This is a genomic window from Mesorhizobium sp. M0910 (genome assembly GCF_040319465.1).
Taxonomy (GTDB): domain Bacteria; phylum Pseudomonadota; class Alphaproteobacteria; order Rhizobiales; family Rhizobiaceae; genus Mesorhizobium.
Genome location: NZ_JAMYNZ010000006.1, coordinates 96,241 through 122,424 on the forward strand (window position 1 = coordinate 96,241; position 26,184 = coordinate 122,424).

General features: G+C 61.9%; 26 protein-coding genes. 12 read left to right on the forward strand and 14 right to left on the reverse strand.

Annotated features, from left to right (window positions below; genetic code table 11):
- The first annotated feature begins 2 nt into the window (after positions 1-2).
- Positions 3-368 carry a VOC family protein gene (locus tag NKH78_RS16525; protein WP_352506221.1) on the forward strand — a complete coding sequence of 122 codons (366 nt, stop codon included), beginning with the start codon at positions 3-5 and terminating at the stop codon, positions 366-368.
- Positions 369-444: 76 nt separating this feature from the next.
- Here NKH78_RS16525 and NKH78_RS16530 read toward each other — a convergent pair whose 3' ends face one another.
- Positions 445-918 carry a hypothetical protein gene (locus tag NKH78_RS16530; protein WP_352686687.1) on the reverse strand — a complete coding sequence of 158 codons (474 nt, stop codon included), beginning with the start codon at positions 916-918 and terminating at the stop codon, positions 445-447.
- A 106-nt stretch (positions 919-1,024) separates the two neighbouring features.
- Between NKH78_RS16530 and NKH78_RS16535 the strand changes: the two genes are divergently transcribed.
- Entirely contained in the window at positions 1,025-1,906 is an 882-nt protein-coding gene (locus NKH78_RS16535; protein WP_352883306.1) for a sigma-70 family RNA polymerase sigma factor, read from the forward strand.
- A gap of 149 nt (positions 1,907-2,055) precedes the next feature.
- Here the strand turns inward: NKH78_RS16535 and ggt (NKH78_RS16540) are convergent, their stop codons facing one another.
- From ggt (NKH78_RS16540) to NKH78_RS16575, 8 genes are all read right to left on the reverse strand, one after another.
- Complete coding sequence (gene ggt / locus NKH78_RS16540) at positions 2,056-3,648, reverse strand: gamma-glutamyltransferase (RefSeq protein ID WP_352883308.1); 1,593 nt, start codon at positions 3,646-3,648, stop codon at positions 2,056-2,058.
- A 21-nt stretch (positions 3,649-3,669) separates the two neighbouring features.
- Positions 3,670-4,389, reverse strand: a complete 720-nt coding sequence (locus NKH78_RS16545; RefSeq protein WP_352506235.1) for an ABC transporter permease — start codon at positions 4,387-4,389, stop codon at positions 3,670-3,672.
- On the reverse strand, positions 4,386-5,099 hold the full coding sequence (locus NKH78_RS16550; RefSeq protein ID WP_352883310.1) for an ABC transporter permease: 714 nt from the start codon (positions 5,097-5,099) through the stop codon (positions 4,386-4,388). The genes NKH78_RS16545 and NKH78_RS16550 overlap by 4 nt, the downstream gene beginning before the upstream one ends.
- Before the next feature lie 69 nt (positions 5,100-5,168).
- A complete protein-coding gene (locus NKH78_RS16555; RefSeq protein WP_352883409.1) occupies positions 5,169-6,014 on the reverse strand; it encodes a transporter substrate-binding domain-containing protein in 846 nt (281 codons plus the stop codon).
- Positions 6,015-6,095: 81 nt separating this feature from the next.
- Positions 6,096-6,767, reverse strand: a complete 672-nt coding sequence (locus NKH78_RS16560) for a GntR family transcriptional regulator (RefSeq protein WP_352506217.1) — start codon at positions 6,765-6,767, stop codon at positions 6,096-6,098.
- Between the two features lie 544 nt (positions 6,768-7,311).
- On the reverse strand, positions 7,312-7,662 hold the full coding sequence (locus NKH78_RS16565; protein WP_352506216.1) for a VanZ family protein: 351 nt from the start codon (positions 7,660-7,662) through the stop codon (positions 7,312-7,314).
- A 664-nt stretch (positions 7,663-8,326) separates the two neighbouring features.
- Entirely contained in the window at positions 8,327-8,593 is a 267-nt protein-coding gene (locus tag NKH78_RS32625; RefSeq protein ID WP_502899813.1) for a DUF6894 family protein, read from the reverse strand.
- Between the two features lie 102 nt (positions 8,594-8,695).
- Positions 8,696-8,887 carry a DUF3606 domain-containing protein gene (locus tag NKH78_RS16575; RefSeq protein ID WP_254820019.1) on the reverse strand — a complete coding sequence of 64 codons (192 nt, stop codon included), beginning with the start codon at positions 8,885-8,887 and terminating at the stop codon, positions 8,696-8,698.
- Positions 8,888-9,299: 412 nt separating this feature from the next.
- Between NKH78_RS16575 and NKH78_RS16580 the strand changes: the two genes are divergently transcribed.
- The 3 genes from NKH78_RS16580 to NKH78_RS16590 all read left to right on the forward strand — a co-directional run bounded on the left by NKH78_RS16580 (position 9,300) and on the right by NKH78_RS16590 (position 10,705).
- Positions 9,300-9,599 (forward strand): DUF1236 domain-containing protein, encoded by a 300-nt coding sequence (locus tag NKH78_RS16580; protein ID WP_352686707.1) that lies wholly within the window; start codon positions 9,300-9,302, stop codon positions 9,597-9,599.
- A 136-nt stretch (positions 9,600-9,735) separates the two neighbouring features.
- A complete protein-coding gene (locus NKH78_RS16585) occupies positions 9,736-10,185 on the forward strand; it encodes a hypothetical protein (protein ID WP_352883312.1) in 450 nt (149 codons plus the stop codon).
- A gap of 178 nt (positions 10,186-10,363) precedes the next feature.
- Positions 10,364-10,705, forward strand: coding sequence for a hypothetical protein (locus NKH78_RS16590; RefSeq protein WP_292663955.1), 342 nt, complete (start codon positions 10,364-10,366; stop codon positions 10,703-10,705).
- A gap of 90 nt (positions 10,706-10,795) precedes the next feature.
- Here NKH78_RS16590 and ggt (NKH78_RS16595) read toward each other — a convergent pair whose 3' ends face one another.
- The 3 genes from ggt (NKH78_RS16595) to NKH78_RS16605 form a co-directional block, all read right to left on the reverse strand.
- Positions 10,796-12,532, reverse strand: a complete 1,737-nt coding sequence (ggt, locus tag NKH78_RS16595) for a gamma-glutamyltransferase (protein WP_352686713.1) — start codon at positions 12,530-12,532, stop codon at positions 10,796-10,798.
- Between the two features lie 279 nt (positions 12,533-12,811).
- On the reverse strand, positions 12,812-14,104 hold the full coding sequence (rhaI, locus tag NKH78_RS16600; RefSeq protein WP_352878517.1) for an L-rhamnose catabolism isomerase: 1,293 nt from the start codon (positions 14,102-14,104) through the stop codon (positions 12,812-12,814).
- 114 nt (positions 14,105-14,218) lie between these two features.
- A complete protein-coding gene (locus NKH78_RS16605) occupies positions 14,219-16,321 on the reverse strand; it encodes a bifunctional rhamnulose-1-phosphate aldolase/short-chain dehydrogenase (RefSeq protein WP_352883315.1) in 2,103 nt (700 codons plus the stop codon).
- A gap of 187 nt (positions 16,322-16,508) precedes the next feature.
- Here NKH78_RS16605 and NKH78_RS16610 point away from each other — a divergent pair, with 187 nt between their 5' ends.
- The 7 genes from NKH78_RS16610 (at position 16,509) to NKH78_RS16640 (ending at position 23,807) form a co-directional block, all read left to right on the forward strand.
- The gene (locus tag NKH78_RS16610; protein WP_352883317.1) at positions 16,509-17,318 is read left to right on the forward strand and encodes a DeoR/GlpR family DNA-binding transcription regulator; all 810 of its coding nucleotides are present in this window, start codon (positions 16,509-16,511) and stop codon (positions 17,316-17,318) included.
- Between the two features lie 54 nt (positions 17,319-17,372).
- Positions 17,373-18,368: a rhamnose ABC transporter substrate-binding protein gene (rhaS, locus tag NKH78_RS16615; RefSeq protein WP_352883319.1), complete on the forward strand. Its 996-nt coding sequence runs from the start codon at positions 17,373-17,375 to the stop codon at positions 18,366-18,368.
- Between the two features lie 83 nt (positions 18,369-18,451).
- Complete coding sequence (locus tag NKH78_RS16620) at positions 18,452-19,993, forward strand: sugar ABC transporter ATP-binding protein (protein WP_352738462.1); 1,542 nt, start codon at positions 18,452-18,454, stop codon at positions 19,991-19,993.
- Positions 19,990-20,967: an ABC transporter permease gene (locus NKH78_RS16625; RefSeq protein WP_352644294.1), complete on the forward strand. Its 978-nt coding sequence runs from the start codon at positions 19,990-19,992 to the stop codon at positions 20,965-20,967. The genes NKH78_RS16620 and NKH78_RS16625 overlap by 4 nt, the downstream gene beginning before the upstream one ends.
- A 154-nt stretch (positions 20,968-21,121) precedes the next feature.
- Complete coding sequence (locus NKH78_RS16630) at positions 21,122-22,123, forward strand: ABC transporter permease (protein WP_502899818.1); 1,002 nt, start codon at positions 21,122-21,124, stop codon at positions 22,121-22,123.
- On the forward strand, positions 22,123-22,440 hold the full coding sequence (rhaM, locus tag NKH78_RS16635) for an L-rhamnose mutarotase (RefSeq protein ID WP_352738456.1): 318 nt from the start codon (positions 22,123-22,125) through the stop codon (positions 22,438-22,440). Before NKH78_RS16630 ends, rhaM begins: the two co-directional genes overlap by 1 nt.
- On the forward strand, positions 22,437-23,807 hold the full coding sequence (locus tag NKH78_RS16640; protein ID WP_352738454.1) for an FGGY-family carbohydrate kinase: 1,371 nt from the start codon (positions 22,437-22,439) through the stop codon (positions 23,805-23,807). Before rhaM ends, NKH78_RS16640 begins: the two co-directional genes overlap by 4 nt.
- Before the next feature lie 36 nt (positions 23,808-23,843).
- On the opposite strand, the gene NKH78_RS16645 is transcribed toward NKH78_RS16640, so the two are convergent.
- Complete coding sequence (locus NKH78_RS16645; protein WP_352738452.1) at positions 23,844-25,094, reverse strand: D-amino acid dehydrogenase; 1,251 nt, start codon at positions 25,092-25,094, stop codon at positions 23,844-23,846.
- A 43-nt stretch (positions 25,095-25,137) separates the two neighbouring features.
- Positions 25,138-26,133: a UDP-glucose 4-epimerase GalE gene (gene galE, locus NKH78_RS16650; RefSeq protein ID WP_352777890.1), complete on the reverse strand. Its 996-nt coding sequence runs from the start codon at positions 26,131-26,133 to the stop codon at positions 25,138-25,140.
- Positions 26,134-26,184 lie beyond the last annotated feature (51 nt).

Consider the following 26,184-nt stretch of genomic DNA (forward strand, 5'->3'; position numbering starts at 1 on the left):
GAATGGCTTCCGTCCGATACATCGTTGCGGACGTCGATGAGGCGGTCGCATTCTATCGAGACTATCTCGATTTCAAGATCGAAATGCACAATCCGGGCAAGTTCGCCGCGCTGCTGCGTGACGACTTGACGCTGTATCTCAGCGCCCCAGGTGCGGGGAGCGGTGGTCAGGCGGGCGGCGATCCGAAGCCGGGCGGGTGGAACCGATTTATGATCGTTACGAAGGGACTCGATGTGCTCATTGAGCGGTTGCGCCGGGCTGATGCAAGATTCCGCGGCGACATCAGCGACGGCGGTGCCGGTCGCGCCATCTTGCTCGAAGATCCATCGGGCAACGTCATCGAGCTATTCGAGTTCAAGAAGGACTGAGCTTGAACAAATAGCCGGTGGTTGAGGGAATACGAATTCCCGCGATCAATGTGGATTGCCGCGCGTTTGCGAGTTGTTACGCCATAGTTCGACTCAGAACCACGCAGAGGAGCGCGAGCCCAAGCACGACCGTTGTCACGACGTTGACCCTTTCGGCTTTGGCGATTGCTGTCGCCACGTCGCTGCCTTGGTCTCCTGTTGCAGAGCCCCGGATGGTCCCGACCAGGTGGACCCACTTCCTCTCGGCGATCCGATTGGCCGATGCACCGAGAAACAGCGCCAGTGTTGCCAAGCCTACGCTCAGCGTTGTCCACACGCCGCGGGCACCGGCCACGTACATCCACATGCCGGTCGCAACCGTCAGAAAGGCCAAGACGGCATAGAAGGGGCCGGTGCCGTAGCGTCGCGCGAGCGTCTGCAGGAATCCGACGCCGGACGGCCCCGCTTGAACGACGGCGGGGGCTATGACCACCACATAAAACACGGCTGCGCCGAACCAAGTCCCGAGCAAGGCAACAAAGATCGGAATCAGTGGGTTGGTCGGTTCCATGATGATATCTCCTTTGTCTCACCCCAGGCCGTTGAAAGGGAGTTGTCACATCGGATGAGCCTCCTCCGTCATCACTGTGACGGACAGCGATGGGAAAATGTGACAGATGGAACCGGATCAATGGCTGGCAAAGCGCTTCGAAGCTGATCGCACGCGTCTGCGGAAGGTTGCATACCGCCTGCTCGGTTCATCGACAGAGGCCGACGATGCAGTGCAAGAAGCGTGGCTGCGCCTCAGCCGCTCAGATGCCCGGAGCGTCGACAACCTTACCGCTTGGCTCACTACTGTCGTTGCGCGCGTCTGCCTCGACATGCTGCGGGCGCGCAAATCACGCGCGGAGACTCTGCAGGCGCTCTCCGCGTGGGGCGCGGATTCGGGAGACGCCGCGGACCTCGACAAGGAATTAGCGATTGCCGATTCGGTCGGCCTTGCGTTGAGTGTCGTACTCGAAAAGCTTGCTCCTGCCGAACGTGTCGCCTTCGTGCTGCACGACGTCTTTGATGTGCCCTTCGAAATTGCCCCTATCGTCGGCCGCACCCCGGTCATGGCGCGGCAACTGGCAAGCCGAGCTCGTCGTCGCATACGGGGTCAGCCCACTGTTTCCGCTGCTGAATTGGACGGGCGACGGCGGCTTGTGGATGAGTTTCTTAACGCAGTTCGTTCCGGCAACATTGATGCGATCGTGGCCCTCCTCGACCCGGATGTCGTAATCCGTGTTGATTCGTCTGCGGCTCCTGACGGAAGAGCGGTGGAAGCACATGGGTCCACAACAGTTGCGAGGGGGGCTCTTGCCTTCGCGGCACGTACGCAATTCGCGACGCCAATGCTTCTGAACGGGGCGCCAGGGATTGTTGTGGCGCCGACCGGACGTGCGCGATATGCACTGACGATAGACGCGGCAGGGGAGAAAATCCGAGCCATTGAAGTGATCGGCGATCCCGCTCGCCTGAGTCAGATCGATTTTGCCACGCTCAATTCACCAGATTAGCCCAAGTCGCGACTTATGATTTGTCGCTACATCCAGCTGCCTGCCGTTGTCGATGGCGTGCGAGAATTATCTGGACCATGGCGCCAGCGACGCCGGTCAAATGTCGATGAAAACGTCTTCGGCATCTCGGATCCCGCTCTGGCCACAACCTACAGACCGAGGGCGCAGCCGTCCTTGCGCGGTTCAGAACCGCCCAGCAGGGTCCCGTTTGCCCAATCGATGCGAATGGCCTGCGCACCGCCGATCGGGTCCGTGGCGGGAATGATTTCGAAACCGCGTCGGCTAAGTTCAGCTAGGGTTTCGCCAGCAAGCCCGTGTTCGGCCTGGACCTTCATCGTGCCGCTGACGGGGGCGATCCGCGGAAGATCGATCGCCTCCTGCAGATCCATCCCGAAGTCGAGCACTTTCGTCAGCAGGTGCGCATGGCCCATTGCCTGGTAGTAGCCACCCATGACACCAAAAGGCATTTCTGCCCGGCCGCCTCTCGCAAGCATCCCGGGTATGATGGTATGCAAAGGTCGCTTGTTCGGTGCCACCGCATTGGGGTGCCTGGGGTCAAGCGAAAAGCTTTGCCCGCGATTGTGCAGGACGACACCGGAGCGTGGCGAGACCAGGCCCGAGCCAAAGCTGTCGAAGACCGAGTTGATGAAACTGACCGCATTGCGATCCTTGTCGACAACCGAAATATAGACCGTGTCGCTGTGCAGCGGCATATCGAACGCCGGCAGATCCGCGCGGGCGCGCTTTAGGTCAATCATGCCGGCCAGACGATCGGCCCAGGCATTCGACAACATGTCGGCCACCGGGACCTCGGACATGTCGGGATCGGCGACGAGCAGGTCACGCGCGGCGTAAGCGAGGCGCGTTGCTTCAATTTCCAGGTGAAGCCGGTCCGCGGATTGCGGATCGCCGTGGGCTTCGAAGCGCGAGAGGATGTTTAGAATCAGCAGGGCGATCACACCCTGGCCATTCGGCGGACATTCGAACACATCGCAGCCTCGAAACGCCGCGCTGATCGGGGTCACGTACTCGCCTGTTGCCGCGGCGAAATCTTCGAGTGTGTGCAATCCGCCGAGCCCACGAAGATAGGCGACCATGTCTTCGGCCACAGGGCCAGTGTAGAAGGCCTCTCGTCCCTTCTTGGCGATCAGCCGCAGCGTTGCAGCCAACTCAGGCTGGCGATGCACTTCGCCAACGTCTGGCGCGCGGCCGTTTGGCAGGAAAATCCGTTTCGCCGTAACATCAGAGGCCAGAAGTTCTTCTTCCAACGCCCAATCACGATGGACCCGCGGTGAAATGGCGTAGCCTTCCTCGGCGAAACGTATAGCGGGGGCCAGAATTTGATCGAAGGGCATATGTCCATGATCAGCGTGCAATCTGGTCCATGCATCGATGGCTCCCGGGATGGTGACGGAGTCAGGAGAATTGCGGACCACCTCGGCCATGCCACGTTCGAGGAACCAGTCAATTGTCAGGGCGGCGGGTGTCCTGCCCGATCCGTTGTAGGCGATGACCTCGCCGGATCCGTTTCGCGACAGAAGAGCGAAGCAGTCGCCTCCAATGCCGGTCGAGGCTGGCTCGACGACACATTGCACCGCGCAGGCTGCGATGGCGGCATCCATGGCGTTGCCGCCGGCCGCCATGATCTCCACCGCCGTCAGGGTCGCCGACGGATGAGAGGTGGCGGCCATGGCCTCGCGTGAAACGACAACCGAGCGCGTTGGTTTCTCAAAATTTCGCATGCTATGCCCTTCTGGTCGTGCTCAAGAGGCGGCGTCGCTCATCGTCGAGGGGCGGTGCCGCAGATGCCGCGACATCCAGTATTCGAGTGCCGCCAAGGCACGGATGATCGCGAAGTTCAAAGTGAGATAAATGGCGCCCGCGCAGATGAAGACTTCAAAGGCGCGGTAGGTCTGGGAGATCAATCCCTGGGCAATTCCAGTCACCTCCATCAAGGTTACGATGGAAGCCAGAGACGTGCCCTTGATCATCAGGATGATTTCATTGCCGTAACTCGGCAGCGCCTGGCGAAAGGCCAGCGGCAGGATAACGTGCCGATAGGTCAAACAGGTGGACAGGCCGACAGACCGGGCCGCTTCGACAAGGCCGTGTGGCACCGATTGAATCGCGCCGCGCAGGATTTCGCTGCCATAGGCGGTGGTGTTGAGTGTCAGCGCGATGATTGCGCACCAGTAGGGTTCGCGGAAAACGGCCCATAATCCAATTGCCGACAGTTGGTGCCGGAACTGACCAAGGCCATAATAGGTCAGAAAAATCTGCACCAGCAGGGGCGTCCCCCTGAACACGGCAACGAAGCCACGGATCGGCAGGACGACGAAGGGCGATTCCGATTGCTGGGCAAGCGCCAATGTGACGGCAAGAACGAAGCCGGCAACGATGGAAGTCAGGGCCAGTTCCATCGTAAGCGGCAGGCCGGCGAGTAGTTTCGGCAGGATTTCGAGGAAAAACCTGAAATCTATCATGCCGACCAGACGCGCCACGGCGCCTTTCGTTCCAGACGGTAAAAGGCATTGCCCGTGACGGAAGCGATAGCCAGATAGAGCAAGGCTGCAGCAATGTAGAAGATGAACGGTTCACGGGTCGAACCGGCGGCGATCTGTGCCTGGCGCATCAGTTCAACGAGGCCGATTACCGATATCAGCGACGAGTCCTTCAGAACCAATTGCCACACATTGCCGAGGCCTGGCAGCGCGTATCTCAGGAGCTGGGGAAAAATAATCTGGCGCAGCCGCTGCAGCCGGTTGAGACCAAGCGCGCAAGCGGCATCGTGCTGTCCCTGGTCGATGGCGACGTAAGCCCCTCGATAGACCTCGGCTTGATAGGCGCCCGAGATGATTGCGATAGCCAAGGTTCCAGTGGCAAAGGCCGGAACGCCGACGAATCCGGACCCTCCCAGGCTATGACCAAGCGAGGTCAGGGCGACACTACCGCCATAGTAAAGCAGATAAATGGTCAGAAGGTCGGGCACGCCCCTGAAAACCGTGCAATAGCCAAGGGCCAAGAACCTTAGCAGTTGGGAGTTGTGGAGACGCCCGGCCGCTGCCAGCCCGCCAAATACAGCGCCAAGCGCAAAGCCCAGCACAGACAGAAGCACTGTGACCGAGGCCGCCATGAGAAGAGCAGCCCCCCAACCTCCGTTCTGGAAACCAAGCAGCCGGAATGCGTCAACCATTAATACCCCCGGCAGGACGAACGGCTCAGCTCCGAAACGGGTCAGGAATGGCCGTTCGCCGGCAAGCGCCTACTTGACTGGAGTGACGTCGCTCTTGAGCCATTTAAGCGACAGGGTTTTGATGGTGCCGTCGGCGGTCGCGGCGTCGATGGCGCCGTTGAGCATGTCTTTCAGCTTGGTGTCCTCTTTGCGGATACCGGCCCCGGAGCCAAGACCGAAGAGACCCCCGACAAATCCTGGTCCTGCAAGCGTATAGTCGCTGAACTCCGGTTTGCTCAGCGTGGCAGCCAGCGCTGTCTGCTGTGCGAAGAGCGCGTCGATGCGACCCGCGGCGAGATCGAGATCGTGTTGCTCGGTGGTCTTGTATTCGCGAATCTCGGCGACGTCCGAGAAGTATTTTTTCACAAATTCCAGGTTTGCCGTCGCAGCCTGAACTCCAATGATCTTTCCCTTCAGCAATGGCTTGAGCCTGTCGATTGCCGCCTGCGCAGAGGCTTCATTGTCCAGCTTGAACCGCTCGTTGGAAATGCCGAGCTTGCCCAGTTCGCTATCCTTGGCGACCGCGAAACCTGAGGGATCCACCGCATATGGCTGGGTAAAATCGATGACCTTCAGACGTTTTTCGGTGATGAACATGCTCGCCATGATCACGTCGAACTTGCCGACGGTCAGCGCGGGGATCATGCCGTCCCAGTCCTGTGCGACTATCTTGCACTCGATCTTCATTCGCCCGCACAGATCATTGGCGAGATCGACCTCGAAGCCGTCCAGTTTGCCGTCGGCCGTTGTGAAGTTCCAAGGCGCGTAGGCTCCTTCGGTGGCAATGGTAATTGCCTTTGGCGTTTCTTGTGCGACAGCGGCGTGGACCAGGCCGAACAGGACCGACGCAATGGCTGCGATGCGGCTAATTTTCATGTCAATCTCCTCTTTTGCCGGTGTGGCAGTTCCCTTTCGTCGTGCCGGATTATCTTCCGGCTTCAACGATTTAGATGGTTCCTAGCGGCGGCCGGGACTTGCAAAGCTAGCCAGAAGCGGCGCTGTCTCGACGATATGATCCCGCATGACGATCTCTGCCTTGCCGGCATCACCTGACCGCAACACCTCGATCAGGATCTCGTGCTCGGCGCGCGCGCTGGCGGGTTTGTCGACATAGTCGAACCAGATGCGCAGGTAGGGCTCGATCACGACGTGCAGGCTGGCAATCTGCCGGACCAGCTTGGCTCTGTTGCTCAATTGGCAAATCTGCAGATGGAAGGCCTGATGGCGCACGACCCAGTCGCTGCTGCCGGTCTGGCTGGCGCGCTCCATCCGGTCGAGCTGGCGTTCCAGTTCTTCAAGCACTTCGACATCGATGTGCGGCATGGCAAGCCTCACCGCCAACCCTTCGAGCACGGAGCGTATTTCAAAGGTTTCGTAGATCTCATCGAGGGTAAGCCCGGCGACGATGCAGCCACGGTTCGGGCGAATGACCACAAGACCTTCCGCAGCCAGTTGGCGGAATGCTTCGCGAACCGGCATGCGGCTCATGCCGATTTCCGTCGCGATCTCTTCCGGGATCAGCCGGTCCCCGGCCCGGTAACGCCCCATCCTCAGGGCCCGCTGAATGTGGCGATAAGCCTCCTCCTCGGCGGTCGTGATACCCAACGGCTCGATTGCGTCTGCTGCCACGTCCTTGGTCCGGTCAAAGCGTATCTGTGTATCCACTTATCCAGTTGTCGAGACCTGTGTCAAGCACAGAAGCTTGCGCGCGTTAGAATTTCTCTTGTGAGAATAAGCACTTGATAGGGAAAGTCGGGCAAGCGCACCGTAATCAGCTAAGCCGCTGATCGGCCGCTTTTCGACGCCCACGGGTCGGAAACCTTCGACGCCACCGAACTTTACAAAAAGGCCCGCCGCCCCATTTGCGAAGCGGCGAGGCCCCATATCGGGGACGATCGCCGGAGTGTTCCCCGGCATTGCTTACAGTGCAATTCAGGTGCCAGAATTGTTGACCCAAAACGGGTCACCGCACCGGAGGCGCGAGCGCGGACATTCCGCGATCACGCTACTGCCGCGCATTGCCATTCCTGCTACGTTACTTTGCGGCGGATCTGATTTTTCCGCCTGGCCGGCGCCCGATCAGGCAACTTACCCCAACGCGCCCCCCAAGTGGCGCCGGCCATTTTCACAACCCTGGAGCGCGGGTGCGCCGGCGACGTTAGGCTCTCAGCACCTATGGCAATCCGCCAGCGAGCCGCTTTGTCCAGCCTGCAACCATCAGTCCGCACGCAATTCCCACGCAGTCGGCAACCCAGTCGAACAGATCCGGGTCGCGCCCTATCAGTTGCACGGCCTGAAGCCCCTCGATCGCTGCGCCCGTGAGAACGAGCAGTACGATCAGCTTCGCCTTGCGTTCCGGCCAGCCGAGACTTCCGAGAGCCGCCAAGACGACGAAGGCGGCGGCGTGATTGAGCTTGTCGTGATCAAACGTGAAAGCCAGGCCAAGACCCAGCAGGAGCTGCTCCGGCAAAAGGGCGAACAGCAGAACGCCGGCAAACGCGGCCGGAAAGGCAATCCTTGCCACGATCTGATAGGAATCCAGGCGCAACAAGGATAAAATGGCCTTTCGTCCGAAATCTGCGGGGGAACACCACCGGCCAGAGCGAGCGCGGCGTCCAATTTCCGCCGTCGGGGCGTCCGGTGCATCGTCAGAATGAATGAATGCCTCGGGTCAGCCGCTGCACAGGCGGGCTCGTGGCGAGTGCAATAGGCCAGCGGCAGCTTCCGCGATCACGCAATTCCCTGCCGCGCTGACCCGGCTACTATCTGGCTGCGGCGGACCTGATTTCCGCTTGGCCGGCGCTGCGTCGGGGCACCTCACCCATGCCACACGAATTGGCGCCGGCCAGAATTCCACCGATTGCGCACAGCGTCAAAAGCCCGCCGCCCTGTCGGACGACGGGCTCCGTTGCCTGGGCGCCAGGGCGCCGCGGTAGCGACTGATGCTACGAATGCTCCCGCAGGTCTCCAATATGCTGCTGCCGAACGGCGTTGCGCATCGGCTAAACAAACGAAGCCCGCGCCTCTGGCGGAGGGCGCGGGCCGACCGGGTTTGCACCCCGATCTGCAGCAGAAACCCGGGAGGTTCCCGCTGCTTAGGATAACAATTAGAGACTTCTAATGTTCCAGTCTAGAGAAGATGCGGCTGCACCAGAAACCTCATGGTCGGCGCGATGACGATCGAGGCGTCAGTTCGTGCGCAAGTCGATCTGGAAAATACGCTCGTCGAAATGCCGCGTTTCGACGGCAAAGGTCAAAGCCACTTCAAGGACCAGACCGCCACGGTCGTCCCGGACCTTGACTGCAATCCTGCGGTGAGGAAGGCCATCCCTGGCCATCTCGGCCAATGTGCGAAGGGCTTCTTTCCTGACCAGCGGGAAATCGTCATATAAGGTTCCCTGATCGTCGGAATAGACGATTCCGCCTTCATCGGAATCAAGGAAGTAGCGGGGCATTGCGCTTGGCCGAAGCTCGGCATCCGGGAACGTTGTCGGCCGATGGCCGCGATCTCGGCCAATCGCGATCAGTGCCTCTCCACCGTTGGCTTCGCCACCATCTCACTTGCGCTCGCGCAATGCCTTCACCGCCTGCGAGAGGATCATCCGGTCACCGCCGGTCCTTTTGATCAGCTTGCTCACCTGGCTGGGCGAAACACCATTTTCCCGCGCGAAATATTCGACCTCGTAATACTCATCCACCGAAACACGCTTGCGGTCGCTGAAGTCTCGCTTGCTCTTGTCGTCGGCCATTTCTGTTCTCCTCGCCCCTTCTCTTCGGGGGTCAGCTTTGATGCACGCAGCAATTTGAGGGTTCGCTCGCCACAAGGTGACGGGCGAACCTATCGGCGCAGGAAGGGACAGGCTGCGCAGCTGCCGGGTTGGATCGGAGTGGAAACAGCCAAGATCGGTGCGAGCAACCGTCGACTTTTCCATGGAATCCTCCCGGAACGTGCAGCCAGCAACGGCTAGGCGCCGCCGCGGTTCCGGGTCACGCGGCGAACCCACCCTTTGCGCGCAAGGATCAGACTTAGGTCCTGCGGCAACACGTCGGTTGGTCCCTGCCGGACGGGACCGAAGCCCCGTCGACGGAACGTTTTCAGCTGCCTTCCGTTCGAGTGAGCCTTGGCGTGAAGAGCGGACCGAGTTCGCAAAGGAGACGACCATGAGAATGCATTTATCCACCGCAGTGGCGGGATTTCTGCTGCTGGCAGGCGTCGGCGCCGCTGCGGCGCAAGACGTCGTGATCGAGCCGGAGCAGGAAACGGTCATCAAGGAGTATGTGAAGAAGCAGCCGCTGGCCTCGGTGAAAATCCCTGGGGTGGAGCTCAATATCGGCTCGACGCTTCCCGATACCGTCGAGCTTCATGAGGTCCCCAACGTCAAATACCGCTATGTCGTCGTCGACAACCGCACCGTCGTCGTCGACCCCGGCACGCGCAAGATCGTCAAGATCATCGAGTGACGTGAAATTCAGGCAGCCGTCACCCGCCGCTCAGAACGAGCGGCGGGTGACGTTTGCGTTAGGCGGCTCCGCGGCGTCGTCGCTCGGCAGGAACCCGCCGTACATGGACGGCCGGGGGTCCTCACAGGCAGTTTCAATGCGAACAATCAGCAGACTTTTCGATTCCCATGACCAGGCCGCGCGTGCCGTCGAAACGCTTCAGGCGGCAGGAATTGCGCGCCACCAGATCAGCGTCATCGGACCCTACGATGATGAAATCGGCGCCGTCTTGCGCGGTCCAGGCAGCGGTGCCGCCCTTGGCGCGGCGGGGGGTTTGTTGGCCGGCCTCGGCGCCTTCGATATCCCAGGCATCGATCCCGTCGGCGCGGGATGGCTGGCATCGGCCCTCGTCGGCGCGGTCCTGGGCTGCGTTGCCGGCAGGCTTTTCGACACATCGTCCGCTAGCGGCAGGCAGCCAGGCCGGCGGGATGCCGAACAGGGTGTGATTCTGGTGCTGGCGCATGTCGATGAAAGGCAGGCCGACACCGCACAGGCGGTGCTTGGAGCTTCCGTTCAGGCAACGCAGTCTTTGGCCAGAGCGGCATGAAGATTCAACTCCTGCAAAGCGCTTGACCAGACCGCACAGCGGGGCGATCAAGGCACGCACCCAAAAATCTCTGGCAAGCCGCCGCCAGAAAGTGTTGAACACCGTGCCAATCACATTCGGCGAGCGGTTGCGCTCGGCGAGGCTTGATGATTTGCTGTCGGTTTGCGGAGAACGAATAATGCATGAGCCTGTCGGTCAAGACGAATATGGGTCGACCAGCCCGTTCGATCCGGACGATCTGTCGAGGTTGAACGCAATCGGCCCGAGCGCCGGCAGCAACGATTTCGAAAAATACGCAGTCGCCGTGATCATCGTGTTCGGCGCTCTGATCATCGGCGGCCTGATGGCTGCGGGCTTGAGCTTCGGGCGCCGCAGCACCTTCTTTTTCGCCCTTGGCGGCGCCACCGCGGCATGGATCTCCGGCAATGCGCTTCTGCTCGACCGGCCGCGCATCTATGCGCTGTTCGTCGGCATCGCGGCGCTGATGCTGATTGCGTCGACGATCGCGCTGGTCACCTGAAGCAAGGCGCAATCTTCTTGTTGACCATGATCTTATCCGAAACCGGTTCCCACTTTTTGCTGCGCTGACCCTTCGGTTCGGGATCATCGTCTAATACCCGATGGCCTCGCCGGCTGCGGCGCGGCTGTCGATGGCGCCATTGTAGCGGGCGCCGCCACCTTTCTCGATTTCCGCCAGGCTCTTGCCGCCGACCAGGATGCCAGCCGCCTGGCCCCAGGTCGTGTCGGCAATATCGAGGCGGTAGCCCATGCCGGTAAGCAGCTTTTCAGTATCCGGCGACAGGCCGAAGGGTTCGATATAGACCGTGTCGGGCAGCCATTGGTGGTGGATGCGCGGCGCGTCGATCGCCTCCTGGATGTTCATGCCGTGATCGATGACGTTGACGATCGCCTCCAGCGTGATGGTGATGATGCGTGAACCGCCGGGGCTGCCGATGACCATGAACGGCTTGCCGTCTTTGGCGAGGATGGTCGGGCTCATCGACGACAGCGGCGTCTTTTTCGGCGCGATCGCATTCGCCTCGCCCTGGACCAGGCCATAGAGATTGGGTACGCCGGGTTTCTGCGTGAAGTCGTCCATCTCGTTGTTGAGCAGGAAGCCGGTGCCGGCGGCGACGACGCCGGCGCCGAAAGAGCCGTTCAGCGTGTAGGTCACCGCGACGGCGTTGCCGTCCTTGTCGATGATCGAATAATGCGTCGTCTCGCTGCTCTCGCCAAAGCCCTTCGGCATCAGTTCCTGCGACACCTCGGCCCGGAACGGATCGATCTTTTCGCGGATTTCCCTGGCGTAATTCTTGTCGAGCAGTTTTGCGACCGGATTGTCCACGAAGCCGGGATCGCCGAGCGCCGAATTGCGGTCGACATAGGCGTGGCGCATCGCCTCGACCATGACGTGAACCGTCTCGGCCGAACCGGCACCTAGATAGGACAGCGGGTAGAACTCAAGCACGTTGAGTATCTCGCAGATGATGACGCCGCCGGAGCTTGGCGGCGGCGAGGAAATGATCTCGTAGCCGCGATAATTGCAGGTCACCGGTTTGAGCTCGCGCACGGCATAATTTTCGAAATCCGCCTTGGTCAGAATGCCGCCCTTCTCGCCGCTAGCCTTGACGATGGCGTCGGCGATCGCACCTTTATAGAAGGCATCCACGCCGCGTTCCGAAATCGCGGCAAGCGAGGCCGCGAGATCGGTCTGGATGAGGCGCTCGCCGACGGCATAGGGCTTGCCGTCCGGCTTGAGGAAAATGGCGGCCGCCGCTGGGTCCCTGGCCAGCCGCTCGGCGCCGCCCAGGAGCGAGGCCACATCGCCCTGCTCCAGCACGAAACCGTCCTTGGCATAGCGGATAGCCGGCGCCAGCAAATCCTGCCGCGTCAGCGTGCCGTATTTCTCCCGCGCCATCTCGAAGCCGGCCACCGAACCGGGCACGCCGACCGCCAGATAGCCGTCGAGACTGGCGCCCTTTACCGGCTTGCCGTCCTTGTCGAGATACATGGTTTTGGTCGCGGCGAGCGGCGCGCGCTCGCGGAAATCGACGAAGGTCGAACGGCCGTCCTTGAAGCGGATGGTCATGAAGCCGCCGCCGCCGATGTTGCCGGCGGTCGGGTAGACGACAGCCAGAGCGTAGCCGACAGCGACCGCTGCATCGACCGCGTTGCCGCCCTTCTTCAGCACCTCGACGCCGACTTCCGACGCCAGATGCTGGGCGGTCACCACCATGCCGTGCTCGCCCTTCGCCGGCTGCGGCGAGGCGGCAAAGGCGAGGAACGGCACGAAGGTCAGGGTGAGGGAAAGGGTGACGGCGATTAGGGTTTGGCGGGTGTTGTGCATGGCCGTTCTCCGAGGCGTGGGTGGGCCTAGGAAACGCGCTTGGAGAGGTTGAGTCTACTGACATTAATGGGAAGATACGGCGACGCTTGCACCTTCTATCGACACCATTCATGGCACCCATTCATGGCGGAGAGGAACCCAAGCTGAAATGAAGCCACGATCCAACGCTGACAAGCAATTTTGTTCTTGCTTTGTGCCGGCAGCTATGCTATTAATTTGGGTATGGTGCTATTTGGCTCCAACGATCCGCCTCAGGCGGGCTTTTCATTTTCACCAGCATCAAACAATCCCGCCGCCGACGCTCGCCACCGCCGGCCGTTCCGCTGCAACCTTCGCCCGGTAGCCGGCGGCGCGGTAGGCGGCGACCGGATCGATGGCGCCGCCTGTCTTCAGCCGTGCCGTGGCAAGTATCGGCTCGACATCGGTGCGATAGGCTATCTTCAGCGCCTGCGTCGCCATCAGCGCGTCGTTGGTATCCTGGAAGCCTTCGAGCGCCCTGCGGTCGACCAGCAGCGCCTGCGCATAGGCGCGCTGCACTTCTATCGCCGACAGCATCAGGCTTTCGATCGGATCGGTGATGTTGTGGCTCTGGTCGAGCATGTGGGCCGGATCGAAGCCTTCGGAGCCTGAAAGCTCGGCATCGACCAGTTCGTTGAAGACCAGAAAGAGGCGGTAGGGATCGATCGAGCCGGCGTCGAGGTCGTCGTCGCCATATTTCGAATCGTTGAAGTGGAAGCCTCCGAGTTTTTTGAACTGGATCAGCCGCGACACGATCATCTCGATATTGACGTTGGGGGCGTGATGGCCGAGGTCGACCAGGCAGAACGCCTTGTCGCCAAGCTCTTTGGCGATGATGTAGTTGGTGCCCCAATCCTGCACGACGGTCGAATAGAAGGCCGGCTCGTACATCTTGTGCTCGGTGAACAGCTTCCAGTCGTCCGGCAGCCCGGCATAGATCTCCTTCATCGCGTCGATATAGCGCTCGAATGCCTTGGCGAAGTTGACCTGGCCGGGGAAGTTCGAGCCGTCGCCGATCCACACCGTCAGCGCTTTCGAGCCCAGCGTCCTGCCGATCTCGATGCATTCGAGGTTGTGCTCGACCGCCTGCCGGCGTGTTGCTGCATCGGCATGTGACAGCGAGCCGAATTTATAGGAAAGCTTTTGGTCGCTGGCGTCGGAGAAGGTGTTGGAGTTGATGGCGTCGAAGCCGAGACCGAAGCGGGATGCCGCCTGCTTCAGCCGGTTCGGATTGGCCTTGTCCCAGGGAATATGCAGCGAGACGGTCGGCGTCGCCTGCGTCAATTGCCGGATGACGGCGCAGTCCTCGATCTTGTCGAAAATGTCGCGCGGCTCGCCAGCGCCGGGAAAACGGGCAAAGCGGGTGCCCCCGGTGCCGACGCCCCAGGACGGGATCGCCACGGCGAATTTCTCGACCTTGTCTCTGACAGCGTCGATGGCGATGCCGCGGCGGTCGAGACGCTCGCCGAGAGAGTCGTAATCGCGCTTGAGGTCGGCGTTGCGCGCGGCATTATGCTTGTCGACGAGGTCGACGGAGATGATGGTTTCGGACATGGTTCCTCCCAAATGCGTTCGGTTGGCGCGGCCCCTTACCCGCCTGCCGACACCTTCTCCCCGGGGAGAAGGGTAAAGCTCCGGCCTCGGCGCCAACCCCTCAAAGACGGTCGCTTATCGCGTAAAACTCTGCGCGTTGCCGGCATCGACGTTGATGATGTTGCCGGTCGATTTTGCCGACATATCGGAGGCGAAGAAATAGATCGCTTCGGCGATGTCCTCTGGGAATACCGAGCGCTTCAGCATCGAACGCGAGCGGTAATGCTCCTCGAGATCGTCGGTCGACATCTTGTAGGCGGCGGCGCGCTGTTCCTTCCACTCGCCACTCCAGATCTTCGAGCCGCGCAGCACGGCGTCGGGATTGACGACATTGACCCTGATCTGTGCTTCCGCGCCTTCCAGCGCCAGACAGCGTGCCAGATGAATTTCGGCGGCCTTGGCCGTGCAATAGGCGGCGGCGTTGGGCGATGCGGCAAGCCCGTTCTTGGAAGCGACGAAGACGACGTTACCGCCGATCTTCTGCGCCCGGAACAGCCGGAACGCTTCGCGCGAAACGAGGAAGTAGCCGGTCGACAAGATGTCCATGTTCTTATTCCACAGCGCCAGCGTGGTTTCCTCGATCGGCGCCGAGGAGGCCAGACCGGCATTCGACACGAGGATATCGATGCCGCCGAATTCGACAGCCGTCTCGGCAAAGCCGGAGATCACCTGGTCCTCGGACGTGACGTTGATGACGACGGGCCGCACGAAATCCTTGTCATAGGCCTTGGCAAGCTCGTCATTGGCGCTGGCAAGGGCTGCTTCGTCGATGTCGGCCAGCACGACGCAGGCGCCTTCGCGCAGCAGCCGGTTGGCGGTGGCCCGGCCGATGCCGCCGGCGCCGCCGGTGACCAGCGCGATCTGGCCGGCAAGGGCCTTTGGTTTCGGCAGGCGCTGCAGCTTTGCCTCTTCGAGCAGCCAGTATTCGATGTCGAAGGCTTCCTGGTCGGGCAGGCCGACATAGGCCGACACCGTCGAGGCGCCGCGCATGACGTTGATGGCGTTGACGTAGAATTCGCCTGAAATGCGCGCCGTCGCCTTGTCGCCGGCGAAGGTGAACATGCCGACGCCGGGCACCAGATAGACCACGGCGTTGGGATCGCGCGCCGGCGGCGAATCCGGGTGCTTGCAGCGGTCATGATAAGCCTGATAGCCGACGCGATACTCCGCCACGTCATCGGCAAGACGGGCAATGACGGCATCGACATCGGGATTTTGAGGGTCGAACTCGATGACCAGCGGCCGGATCTTGGTGCGCAGGAAATGGTCCGGGCAGGACGTGCCGAGTGCCGCCAGCGGCCGCAAATCCCTGGAATTGACGAATTCGAGCACGGCAGGCGAATCATCGAAATGGCCGAGCTTGTGGCTGTTCTCGGAGATCAGGCCGCGGATCCTCGGCATCAGTTTTGCGGCCACGGCGCGACGCGCCGGCGCATCGAGGGATTTGACGACTTCGCCGCCGAAGATCGGCTTGCCCTGGCTCTTGCGCTCGAACCAGTCGATTGCCTGGTTGATCATCGAGATCGTCGTCTCGTAGCATTCCTTCGGCGTGTCGCCCCAGCTGAACAGACCATGGCTGGCCAGCACGACGCCCTTGGCGTCGGGGTTCTCGAGGCAGAATTTCTCCAGCCACAGGCCGAGTTCGAAGCCCGGACGTTTCCATGGCAGCCAGCCGATCGTGTCGCCGAAGATCTCCTTGGTCAGCGCCTGCGAATCCTTGGCGGCGGCAATGGCGATGATGGCGTCGGGATGCATATGATCGACATAAGGCTTCGGCACGAAGGCATGCAGCGGCGTGTCGATCGAGGCCGCGCGCGGGTTGAGATTGAAGGTGCAATGAGGCAGATAGCCGACCATCTCGTCTTCATGTTCGAGGCCGCGATAGAGACCCTTCAGCGCCCGCAGTTTATCCATGTAGAGCGTGGCGAAGCCGTCGAGCTTGATCGAGGCGCTGTCGCCGCCCGAGCCCTTGACCCACAGCACTTCCACGCTTTCGCCGGTGAGCGGATCGTTTTGCCAGATCTTGGAGGAGGTGTTGCCGCCGCCATAATTGGTGACGCGCTTGTCGGACCCAAGGACGTTCGAGCGATAGACCAGACGTTCCGGTTCGCTCATTGCTTGCGCTTTTGCGTCATCCCAAAGATTGGCGAGGCGCGTGCCGGAGCGCTTGTCGAGCATAGGTATCCTCCCTTTGGGACACGCAAACGGCGCCGGTCCCTTTTGTACGAATTTCTACGCAAGCGGCTGTCTTGTCAATCACAAACGATCAATATCAGTCATATTGCATTGCACAATGAAATTATCTGATCGGAAATGATTGACACTGCGCGCTTTGGGTGCCTAGATGCTCAAGCAGGGAGGAACCATGCACGAGAAAGAGCGCCACAGGATCATTCTGTCCGCTGTCCAGGAAAAACCTGTGGTGACGGTGCAGGAGATGGTCGACCTGACGGAGTCGTCCGAGGCGACGATCCGGCGCGACATCGCGGCATTGCACGTGCAAAAACGCCTGCGCCGGGTGCGCGGCGGTGCAGAGGCGCTTTCGCCGCCGCAGTTCATCGGCCTTGCCGGCCGGCCCTTTTCCGTCAACGAGACCATCAACGCTGCGCAGAAACGGGCAATCGCGCGGGAAGCCGTGGAACTCTGCAAGGATGGCGAGCCGATCATCATCAATGGCGGCACCACCACCTTCCAGATGGTGCACTTCCTGACCGGCCGGCGCATGCCGATCTTCACCAATTCCTTTCCGATCGCCGAGCACCTGCTCAGACATTCCAAGAACACGGTAATGCTGTCGGGCGGCACCATCTACCGCGAGCAGAACATCATCCTGTCGCCCTTCGACAATGACGTGACGCGCAATTTTTACGCGCGCCGCATGTTCATGGGCGCGCAGGGACTGGGACCGCTCGGTCTGATGGAAGGCGACCCGCTGCTGATCCAGGCCGAGCAGAAGCTGATCGACCAGGCAGACGAGTTGGTGGTGCTGGTCGATTCCTCGAAGTTCCGCAAACGCTCGAGCCTGATCCTGTGCGGCCTGTCGCGCATCGCCACGGTGATCACCGACGACGGCATCGAGGATCGCGAAGCCAAGATGCTGGAGACCGCCGGCGTGACGCTGATCATCGCCCGCACAACGGCAGGCAATAAGGAAGAATCTTCGCTGCAGGCCTGAGAAAACTCACGCCCGCAGCGGCGATGGAATGCAACGCTCAAGGGAGGATATTCGATGAGCTTCTTTAGGAAATTGATGGTTACGGCGGCGTTCTCCGCCGCCATGTTCGTGAATGCCGCCTATGCCGAGAACGTCAACATCGCGCTGGTGGTGAAGTCGCTCGGCAACGGCTTCTTCGACGCCGCCAACAAAGGCGCCGAAGAGGCGGCCAAGGAACTAGGCGATGTCGACATCATCTACACCGGCCCGACCAAGGCGACCGCCGAAGCGCAGATCGAAGTGGTCAATTCGCTGATCGCACAGAAGGTCAACGCCATCGCCATTTCGGCGAACGACGCCGACGCGCTGGTGCCGGTGCTCAAGAAGGCGATGCAGCGCGGCATCACCGTCATCTCGTGGGATTCGGGCGTCGCGCCGGAAGGACGCCAGCTTCACCTCAACCCCTCCGACACCAACCTGATCGGCGAGACCATCATCAAGCTTGCCGCCGACTACCTGCCTGAAGGCGGCGACGTCGCCATCCTGTCGGCTTCGTCGACGGCGACCAACCAGAATGCCTGGATCGACGCGGCCAAGAAGGTGCTGCCGGAGAAGTTCCCCAAGATCAAGCTCGTCGCCACCGTCTATGGCGACGACGACTCGGCCAAGAGCACGGATGAAGCCAAGGGTCTTTTGAAGTCCTATCCGAACCTCAAGGCGATCATCGCACCGACCACGGTCGGCGTCGTTGCCGCCGCGCAGGTGGTTACCGACGAAGGCCTGATCGGCAAAGTCAACGTCACCGGCCTGGCGCTGCCGTCGGAGTTCAAGAAGTTCATCGACAATGGCGCCAGCCAAGCGGTTGCGCTGTGGAACCCGATCGATCTCGGCTACTCCGCCGTCTACCTCGCCCACGACCTGGCGGTGAAGAAGGAAGAAGCCAAGCCCGGTGCTACGCTGTCGATCGGCCGCGTCGGCAAGGTCACGCTTGACGACACCAACTCGGCTGCCATGGCTCCGCCCTTCCAGTTCGACAAGTCGAACATCGAAAAGTTTTCCAAGATCTATTGATCCTGGAGCCTTCGAAACCGTGCGGCGGGGCTCAGGTCCCGCCGCGCTTTCAAACGAACCTTGTTTCAGGGCTTGATACGATTATGGACACGACAGCCCAACACGAAATGGCAAAGGAAGCGCCTTTGTCTTACGGACCGCGCCTGACGCTGTCCGGCATCTCGAAAAGCTTTCCCGGCGTGCGCGCGCTGCACGACGTCGGCCTGTCGCTCTATCCCGGCCAGGTAACCGCGCTGATCGGCGAAAACGGCGCCGGCAAGTCGACGCTGGTCAAAATAATGACCGGCATCTACCAGCCGGATGCTGGCACCATCAGCATCGACGGCCAGCCGGTCACACTGCCCAGCGCGCACGCCGCGTTCGGGCACGGCATCACCGCCATCCACCAGGAAACGGTGCTGTTCGACGATCTGACCGTGGCCGAAAACATCTTCCTCGGTCATGCGCCGCGCACGCGTTTCAGAACCATCGACTGGCGCACCATGCGCAAGAATGCCCGCGAGGTGCTCGACACGATGGGTGCCGGCCATATCGAAGCCGACGCCAGGCTGAAGGATCTCGGCATCGCCAACAAGCACCTCGTGGCGGTTGCCCGCGCCATGTCGATCGACGCCCGGATCGTCATCATGGACGAGCCGACGGCAGCGCTCTCGATGAAGGAGATCGAAGAGCTTTTCCTGCTGATCGAATTCCTCAAGAGCGACGGCAAGGCGATCCTGTTCATCAGCCACAAATTCGATGAGATCTACCGCATCGCCGACCGCTATACCGTGTTCCGTGACGGCGAGATGGTCGGCGAAGGCCTGATCAAGGACGCCGGCCAGAGCCAGATCGTGCGCATGATGGTCGGCCGCTCGGTCGATCAGATCTTTCCGCAGCGCAAGGCCGAGATCGGCGCGCCGGTGCTGGCCGTCTCCGGCCTGTCGCACCCGACCGAGTTCGACGACATAGGCTTCGAGCTGCACAGGGGCGAAATCCTCGGCTTCTACGGCCTTGTCGGCACCGGGCGCAGCGAGGTGATGCAGGCGATATCAGGCATCACCCGCACCAGCAGCGGCACGATCGCGCTGGAAGGCAAGGCGATCGCGCCGAAATCGGCGGCGGATTCGATCGATGCCGGCATCGTCTATGTGCCGGAGGAACGCGGCAAGCAAGGTGTGGTGATCGGCCTGCCGATCTTCCAGAACGTTTCGCTGCCTTCGCTCAAGCGGACATCCAAATCCGGCATATTGCGGCTGGCCGAAGAGTTCGCGCTGGCCCGCTCCTACACCGAGCGGCTCGATCTGCGCGCCTCCTCGCTCAGCCAGGACGTCGGCACGCTGTCGGGCGGCAACCAGCAGAAGATCGTCATCGCCAAATGGCTGGCGACCGCGCCTAAGGTGATCATCCTGGACGAGCCGACGAAGGGCATCGACATCGGCTCCAAGGCGGCCGTGCACGGCTTCATGGCCGAGCTCGTCGCGCAAGGCCTGTCGGTGATCATGGTGTCGTCCGAACTGCCGGAAATCCTCGGCATGTCCGACCGCGTCGTCGTCATGCGCGAGGGCCGTATTGCCGCGGTCTACGACAATAAGGGGCTCGACGCCGAAACCTTGGTCAGGACGGCAGCGGGGATCGCGTCATGAAGGCTTTTCTCAGATATCGCGAGGTCTGGCTGCTGGCGGCAATCGTCGTGCTGATCGGGCTGATCTCAACGCGGTTTCCAGGTTTTGCCGATCCGGCCAATCTGCGCCAGGTGTTCAACGACACGTCGATCCTGATGATCCTGGCGCTCGGCCAGATGGTCGTCATCCTGACCCGCTCGATCGACCTGTCGATGGCTTCCAACCTCTGCTTCACCGGCATGGTGGTGGCGATGCTGAACGCCGCGCATCCGGCGATCCCGATCCCGCTGCTGATCGTCATCGCACTTCTGGTCGGCCTCGTGCTCGGCGCCATCAACGGCTTGCTGGTATGGCGGCTGAACATTCCCTCGATCGTGGTTACGCTCGGCACCCTCACCATCTACCGCGGCGCCACCTTTGTCATATCAGGCGGCGCCTGGGTCAATGCCGACCAGATGAGCGCTGATTTCATCGGCCTGCAGCGCGCGGCTTTCCTCGGCATTCCGGTGCTGTCCTGGATTGCGATACTGGTTATCGCCCTGTTCTTCCTCGTGATGACGCGCACCGCGCTCGGCCGCTCGATCTATGCCATCGGCGTCAACCCGACCGCATCGGTCTATGCCGGCATCGATGTCGGCCGGACGAAATTCATCGTCTTCTGCATCTCGGGGATGATCGGCGGCCTCTGCGGCTATCTCTGGATTTCGCGCTACGTCATCGCCTCGGTCGAGGTCGCCAATGGCTATGAGCTCAACATCATCGCCGCCTGCGTCATCGGCGGCATTTCGATTGCCGGTGGCATCGGCTCGGTCGGCGGCGCGGTGCTCGGTGCGCTGTTCCTCGGCATCATCTCCAACGCGCTGCCGGTGATCAACATCTCGCCCTTCTGGCAAATGGCGATTTCGGGCAGCGCCATCATCCTGGCCGTGGTGCTCAACGCACGCGGCGAACGCCGGCAAGGCCGCATCATTCTCAAAAAGGCGGAAGCAGCATGATGGACGCCTCGCTTCATTTCTCTGGGACGATTGGAATGTTGCCGTCAGCAACAGTCCTGTTGTCAAAGTGGACGCTGCCCCTCACCCTTGCCCTCTCCCCGTGCAGATACAAGGGGCAGCGCCAAGTTTCGGATGGTGTTGCCACATGACCGATATCGCCAACGCCCCTGCTCCACGCCATATTCCCGACCGGCTCGACAAGCCTTTCACTGCGGCGATTTTTTCATGGGAAGCGCTGCTGGTCGCCGTCGCGGTGGCCATCTTTGCCGTCAACAGTTTTGCCTCGCCCTATTTCCTCGACGCTTGGTCGCTCTCGGACCTGACCTTCAACTTCACGGAAAAGGCGCTGATCGCGCTGGCCATGGCGCTGCTGATCATCTCCGGCGAAATCGACCTGTCGGTCGCCGCCATCATTGCGCTGGCGTCAACGATGATGGGCATGGCAGTGCAGGCCGGCGCCGGCACTCCGGCGCTGCTGGCAATCGGCCTCGTCGTCGGGCTCGGCTGCGGCGCCTTCAACGGCGTGCTCGTCACCAGGCTCGGCTTGCCGTCGATCGTCGTCACCATCGGCACGATGAGCCTGTTTCGCGGCATTGCCTTCATCATCCTGGGCGACCAGGCCTACAAGGGCTATCCCGCGAGCTTCGCCTTCTTCGGCCAGGGCTATGTCTGGTGGGTGGTGTCGTTCGAACTGACGCTGTTCCTGATCGCGGCAGTTGTCTACTGGTTCCTTCTGCACCGCACGAGCTTCGGCCGCCGGATCTTTGCCATCGGCAACAACCCGGTCGCGGCGCAGTTTTCCGGCGTACGTGTCGGCCGCATCAAATTCATCCTGTTTTGCCTGACCGGCCTGATGGCGGGCATCGCCTCGGTGCTGATCACCTCGCGGCTCGGCTCGACCCGGCCGTCCATCGCGCAGGGCTATGAATTGGAAGTCATCACCATGGTGGTGCTCGGCGGCGTCAGCATCCTGGGCGGCGCCGGCAGCATTCTGGGTGTGGTGCTGGCGGCGTTCATCATGGGACTGGTGACCTTCGGCCTCGGCCTGCTCAACGTGCCGGGGATCGTCATGTCGATCTTCATCGGCCTGCTGCTGATCATCGTCATCGCACTGCCGATCCTGTGGCGGCGCGTACGGCGGGAGCGCTTTGCCTGATGCCCGAAAAATATGCGTTCAAGATGAAGCTCAATCCCGGCATGAAGGCCGAATACAAGAGGCGTCATGACGAGATCTGGCCGTCCCTCGTCGCGTTGCTGAAACAGGCCGGCGTATCCGATTACTCGATCCATCTCGACGAGGAGACCAACATACTGTTCGGCGTGCTGTGGCGACGCGATGGCCACGGCATGGACGAATTGCCGAAGCATCCGGTGATGCAGCGTTGGTGGGCCGAAATGACCGACATCATGGAGACGAAGACAAACAACGAGCCGGTGGCGGTGCCACTGGAAACAATGTTCCATATGGAATGACCCGCAACGTCGCCGTCATCGATATCGGCAAGACCAACGCCAAGGTGGCGCTGGTCGATCTCGCCACATCGAGCGAAGTGGCCCTGCGCACGGTGGCGAACGAGCCGGTTCGGCAAGGGACGTACCCGCATCATGACGTCGAGCTTCTGTGGTCGTTCATCCTCGGCAGCCTGGCCGAGATCGATCGCGAGCAGCGCATCGATGCGATATCGATCACCACCCATGGCGCAACGGGCGTGCTGGTCGACGCATCAGGCGAACTGGCGCTGCCGGTGCTCGACTACGAATTCGACGGGCCGGATGCCCTTGCCAGGGACTATGACACGATCCGTCCCGCGTTCTCCGAGACCGGCACGCCGCGCCTGCCGGCCGGCCTCAATCTCGGTGCGCAGCTGTTCTGGCAGCAGAAGCGCTTTCCGGCGGATTTCGCCAGAACCGCCGCGATGCTGATGTATCCGCAATACTGGGCCTTGCGCCTGACCGGCGTCGCCGCCAGCGAAGTGACGTCGCTCGGCTGCCACACCGATCTGTGGAACCCGTGGAAAGCGGATTTTTCCTCACTGGTCGACCGGCTGCAATGGCGCCGGCTGATGGCGCCGGTGCGGCCGGCCACGGACCGCCTGGGCCCGATCCTGCCCGCCCTCGCGCGGCAAACCGGCCTCGACCCGCAAACGCCGGTATTTTGCGGCCTGCACGATTCCAACGCCTCGCTGCTGCCGCATCTCCTATCCAGCAAGCCGCCTTTCTCCGTCGTCTCGACCGGCACCTGGGTGGTGTCGATGGGGGTCGGCGGCAGCAAGGTCACGCTCGATCCGGCACGCGACACGCTGGTCAATGTCAACGCACTCGGCGATCCCGTGCCGTCGGCGCGCTTCATGGGCGGCCGTGAGTTCTCCCTGCTGACCGAGGGCCAATCGGAGAACTGGACGGAAGACGATGTTGCTACGGTGCTGGCGCGCAAGACGTCCCTATTGCCTTCCACGCAACAGGGTTCGGGGCCGTTTCCGCATCGTACCGCATCATGGTTTAACGCGGACGGTATGAGCGCCGGCCAGCGCTCTGTCGCCATCTCGTTCTACCTGGCGCTGATGACCGCGACCTGCCTCGATCTGATCGGCGCGGACGGTCCCACCGTCGTCGAAGGACCCTTCGCCCGCAACCGGCTGTTCACCCGCATGCTGGCTGCGGCGACTGCGCGCGCCGCCATTGCCTCCGAGGCTGCGACTGGTACCAGCATCGGCGCCGCCTTGCTGGCGTCGGACCAGGGGACACCGCAAGGCAGAGGCGAAAGGACCGAACCGTCGGCCGATCCGGTCTGGACAAGTTTCGTGCGCTCCTGGCGTTCGGCGATCGACGAACGAGCCTGACCGCCGAGCTCATGGCGTCCTGATGTTCGGAGATGCCTAGCCCACGTAGAGCAATCCTTGCGGATCGATCTCCGGCTTGCGGCCGGCAACGAGGTCGGCAAGGAACTTTCCCGAGCCGCAGGCCATGGTCCAGCCGAGGTGGCCGTGGCCGGTGTCGAGGTAGAGATTGTCGTACCGCGCCCGGCCGATGACCGGCACGGAGCTCGGCATCATCGGGCGAAGTCCAGCCCAGAGCTCGGCCTTGCTCTCGTCGAAAGCCCCGGGGAACAGGTCCTTGCCGGTGTTCAGGATCGAGTTGAAATCGCGTGGCTTGAACGTGCGGTCGAAACCGGTGAACTCCGCCGTCGAGGACATCCGCAGCCGGTTTCCCAGCCTGGAATAGCCGATCAGCCGGTCCTCGTCGGCGCCGCCCATGATCGGCCCCTTGCTTTCATCTTCCAGCGGAACAGTCACGGTATAGCCCTTCACCGGATAGACGGGCAGATCGATTCCGTAGCGGCGGCCGAGCAGACCGCTCTCCGGCCCCATGGAAATAACCACCGCGTCACCGGCCACGGGGCCGGCCGAAGTCATCACGGCGCGCACGCGGCCGCCGTCGATGTCGAGGCCTTCGACCGTGGTGCCGTAGAGGAATTGGACGCCGAGTTTCTCGGCGGCATAGGCAGCGAGGCGCTGCGTGAATTGGCTGGAGTCGCCGGTCTGGTCGATCGGCGAATAGACGCCGCCGGCTATCTTGTCCTTGGCGGCGGCAAGGCCGGGCTCGAGCTCGACCAGCCGGTCGCGGCCGACGATCTCGATCGGCAGGCCGTGTTCGCCGAGATAGCGATAATTGTCGGTGCCGGTATCAAAGCTTTGCTGCGAGCGGAAGAAATAGAGAATGCCTTTCTTGCGCTCGTCATAGTGGATGCCGGTTTCGGCGGAGACGGCGTTGATGCAGTCGCGCGAATAGAGCGCCAGACGCAGCTTGACGTCGGTGTTGGCGCGCATGCGCTTATGCGTGCACTGGCGCAGGAAGCGCAGGCTCCAGGCGAAAAAATACGGATCGAAGCGCAGCCGCACCTTGATGCCGAGATCGTGGTTGTAGAGGCCGCGCAGGAACGTCTTCAGCGCGGCTGGCGAGGCCCAGGCGGTGGCGTCTCCGGGCGACACCAGGCCGGCATTCGACCGGCTGGTGCCGCGTGCTGCCGCCGGATGGCGCTCGATCACCGTCACCTCATGGCCGTCGCTGGCCAGATAATAGGCCGCCGCCGTACCGACGACGCCGGCCCCAAGTACCAGGATTTTCATTCCGCCCCCAGCGCGCCGAACCAACCTTTGCGGAGAGCCCGCTTCACCCCAGAGCCGAATTCTTGCTGGTCAGGATGCGCTCCCAGGCAAGCGCATCGGCAACGATCTGGTCGAGGTTGTCGCGCTGCGGGGTCCAGCCGAGCTCACCGCGCGCCAGCTCCGAATTGGCGACGACCGCGGCGGCGTCGCCGGCGCGGCGATCGCCCATCCGTACCTCGAAATCATGGCCGAAGACGCGGCGGACGCTGTCGATGACCTCGAGCACCGAATAGCCGTGGCTGTAGCCGCAATTGGCGACCAGGCTCGATCCGCCGGCACGCAGCCGCTGCAGCGCCAGCCGATGCGCCGCCGCCAGGTCGCTGACGTGGATATAGTCGCGCATGCAGGTGCCGTCCGGCGTCGGATAGTCGGTGCCGAACACCTGCATGAAGGGGCGCTTGCCGAGCGCCGTCTCGCAGGCGACCTTGATCAGATGCGTGGCGCCGGGCGTCGACTGGCCGGTGCGGCCCTTCGGATCGGCGCCGGCGACGTTGAAATAGCGCAGCGCCGTATAGCGCAGCCCATGGGCAATGCCCGCGTCGCGCAGCATCCATTCGCTCATCAGCTTGGACAGGCCATAGGGCGATTCCGGCGCAAGCCGGGCATCCTCGCGCACCGGCTCCAGTCCAGCGCCGCCGTAGACGGCGGCGGTCGAGGAAAAGATGAAATTGGGCACGCCTTCGCGCACCGCGGTCTCGATCAAGGTGCGCGTCTTGCAGGTGTTGTTCTCGTAATAGGCAAGCGGGTCGGCAACCGATTCGGGGACCACGATCGAGCCGGCGAAATGGATGATCGCGTCAACCTTATTGTCGCGGATGATCGAGGCAACCAGTTCCCTGTCGGCGACGTCGCCGACGACGAGCTTTGCTTCCGGAGCCACTGCCCATTCAAAGCCGGTGGAAAGCCGGTCGAGGACGACGACGCTGTCACCCGTGTCCAGCAATTCCCAGACCATATGGCTACCGATATAGCCGGCCCCGCCTGTCACCAAAACCGTCATCCGCATCCTCGCTATTCATGATTTGTCGGAACTGTCTCAATCGTCGCCTTA

What these genes read in the sequence shown, in the direction of transcription:
- NKH78_RS16555 (WP_352883409.1), bottom strand. Translation starts at nt 6,014, where the DNA reads ATGAAAATTAGCCGCATCGCAGCCATTGCGTCGGTCCTGTTCGGCCTG.
- galE (WP_352777890.1), bottom strand. Translation starts at nt 26,133, where the DNA reads ATGACGGTTTTGGTGACAGGCGGGGCCGGCTATATCGGTAGCCATATG.
- NKH78_RS16605 (WP_352883315.1), bottom strand. Translation starts at nt 16,321, where the DNA reads ATGCTCGACAAGCGCTCCGGCACGCGCCTCGCCAATCTTTGGGATGAC.
- rhaI (WP_352878517.1), bottom strand. Translation starts at nt 14,104, where the DNA reads ATGTCCGAAACCATCATCTCCGTCGACCTCGTCGACAAGCATAATGCC.
- NKH78_RS16530 (WP_352686687.1), bottom strand. Translation starts at nt 918, where the DNA reads ATGGAACCGACCAACCCACTGATTCCGATCTTTGTTGCCTTGCTCGGG.
- NKH78_RS16580 (WP_352686707.1), top strand. Translation starts at nt 9,300, where the DNA reads ATGAGAATGCATTTATCCACCGCAGTGGCGGGATTTCTGCTGCTGGCA.
- ggt (WP_352686713.1), bottom strand. Translation starts at nt 12,532, where the DNA reads ATGCACAACACCCGCCAAACCCTAATCGCCGTCACCCTTTCCCTCACC.
- NKH78_RS16625 (WP_352644294.1), top strand. Translation starts at nt 19,990, where the DNA reads ATGAAGGCTTTTCTCAGATATCGCGAGGTCTGGCTGCTGGCGGCAATC.
- NKH78_RS16550 (WP_352883310.1), bottom strand. Translation starts at nt 5,099, where the DNA reads ATGGTTGACGCATTCCGGCTGCTTGGTTTCCAGAACGGAGGTTGGGGG.
- NKH78_RS16645 (WP_352738452.1), bottom strand. Translation starts at nt 25,094, where the DNA reads ATGAAAATCCTGGTACTTGGGGCCGGCGTCGTCGGTACGGCGGCGGCC.
- NKH78_RS16610 (WP_352883317.1), top strand. Translation starts at nt 16,509, where the DNA reads ATGCACGAGAAAGAGCGCCACAGGATCATTCTGTCCGCTGTCCAGGAA.
- NKH78_RS16620 (WP_352738462.1), top strand. Translation starts at nt 18,452, where the DNA reads ATGGACACGACAGCCCAACACGAAATGGCAAAGGAAGCGCCTTTGTCT.
- NKH78_RS16525 (WP_352506221.1), top strand. Translation starts at nt 3, where the DNA reads ATGGCTTCCGTCCGATACATCGTTGCGGACGTCGATGAGGCGGTCGCA.
- NKH78_RS16545 (WP_352506235.1), bottom strand. Translation starts at nt 4,389, where the DNA reads ATGATAGATTTCAGGTTTTTCCTCGAAATCCTGCCGAAACTACTCGCC.
- rhaS (WP_352883319.1), top strand. Translation starts at nt 17,373, where the DNA reads ATGAGCTTCTTTAGGAAATTGATGGTTACGGCGGCGTTCTCCGCCGCC.
- NKH78_RS16585 (WP_352883312.1), top strand. Translation starts at nt 9,736, where the DNA reads ATGCGAACAATCAGCAGACTTTTCGATTCCCATGACCAGGCCGCGCGT.
- NKH78_RS16575 (WP_254820019.1), bottom strand. Translation starts at nt 8,887, where the DNA reads ATGGCCGACGACAAGAGCAAGCGAGACTTCAGCGACCGCAAGCGTGTT.
- ggt (WP_352883308.1), bottom strand. Translation starts at nt 3,648, where the DNA reads ATGCGAAATTTTGAGAAACCAACGCGCTCGGTTGTCGTTTCACGCGAG.
- NKH78_RS32625 (WP_502899813.1), bottom strand. Translation starts at nt 8,593, where the DNA reads ATGCCCCGCTACTTCCTTGATTCCGATGAAGGCGGAATCGTCTATTCC.
- NKH78_RS16535 (WP_352883306.1), top strand. Translation starts at nt 1,025, where the DNA reads ATGGAACCGGATCAATGGCTGGCAAAGCGCTTCGAAGCTGATCGCACG.
- rhaM (WP_352738456.1), top strand. Translation starts at nt 22,123, where the DNA reads ATGCCCGAAAAATATGCGTTCAAGATGAAGCTCAATCCCGGCATGAAG.
- NKH78_RS16640 (WP_352738454.1), top strand. Translation starts at nt 22,437, where the DNA reads ATGACCCGCAACGTCGCCGTCATCGATATCGGCAAGACCAACGCCAAG.
- NKH78_RS16590 (WP_292663955.1), top strand. Translation starts at nt 10,364, where the DNA reads ATGCATGAGCCTGTCGGTCAAGACGAATATGGGTCGACCAGCCCGTTC.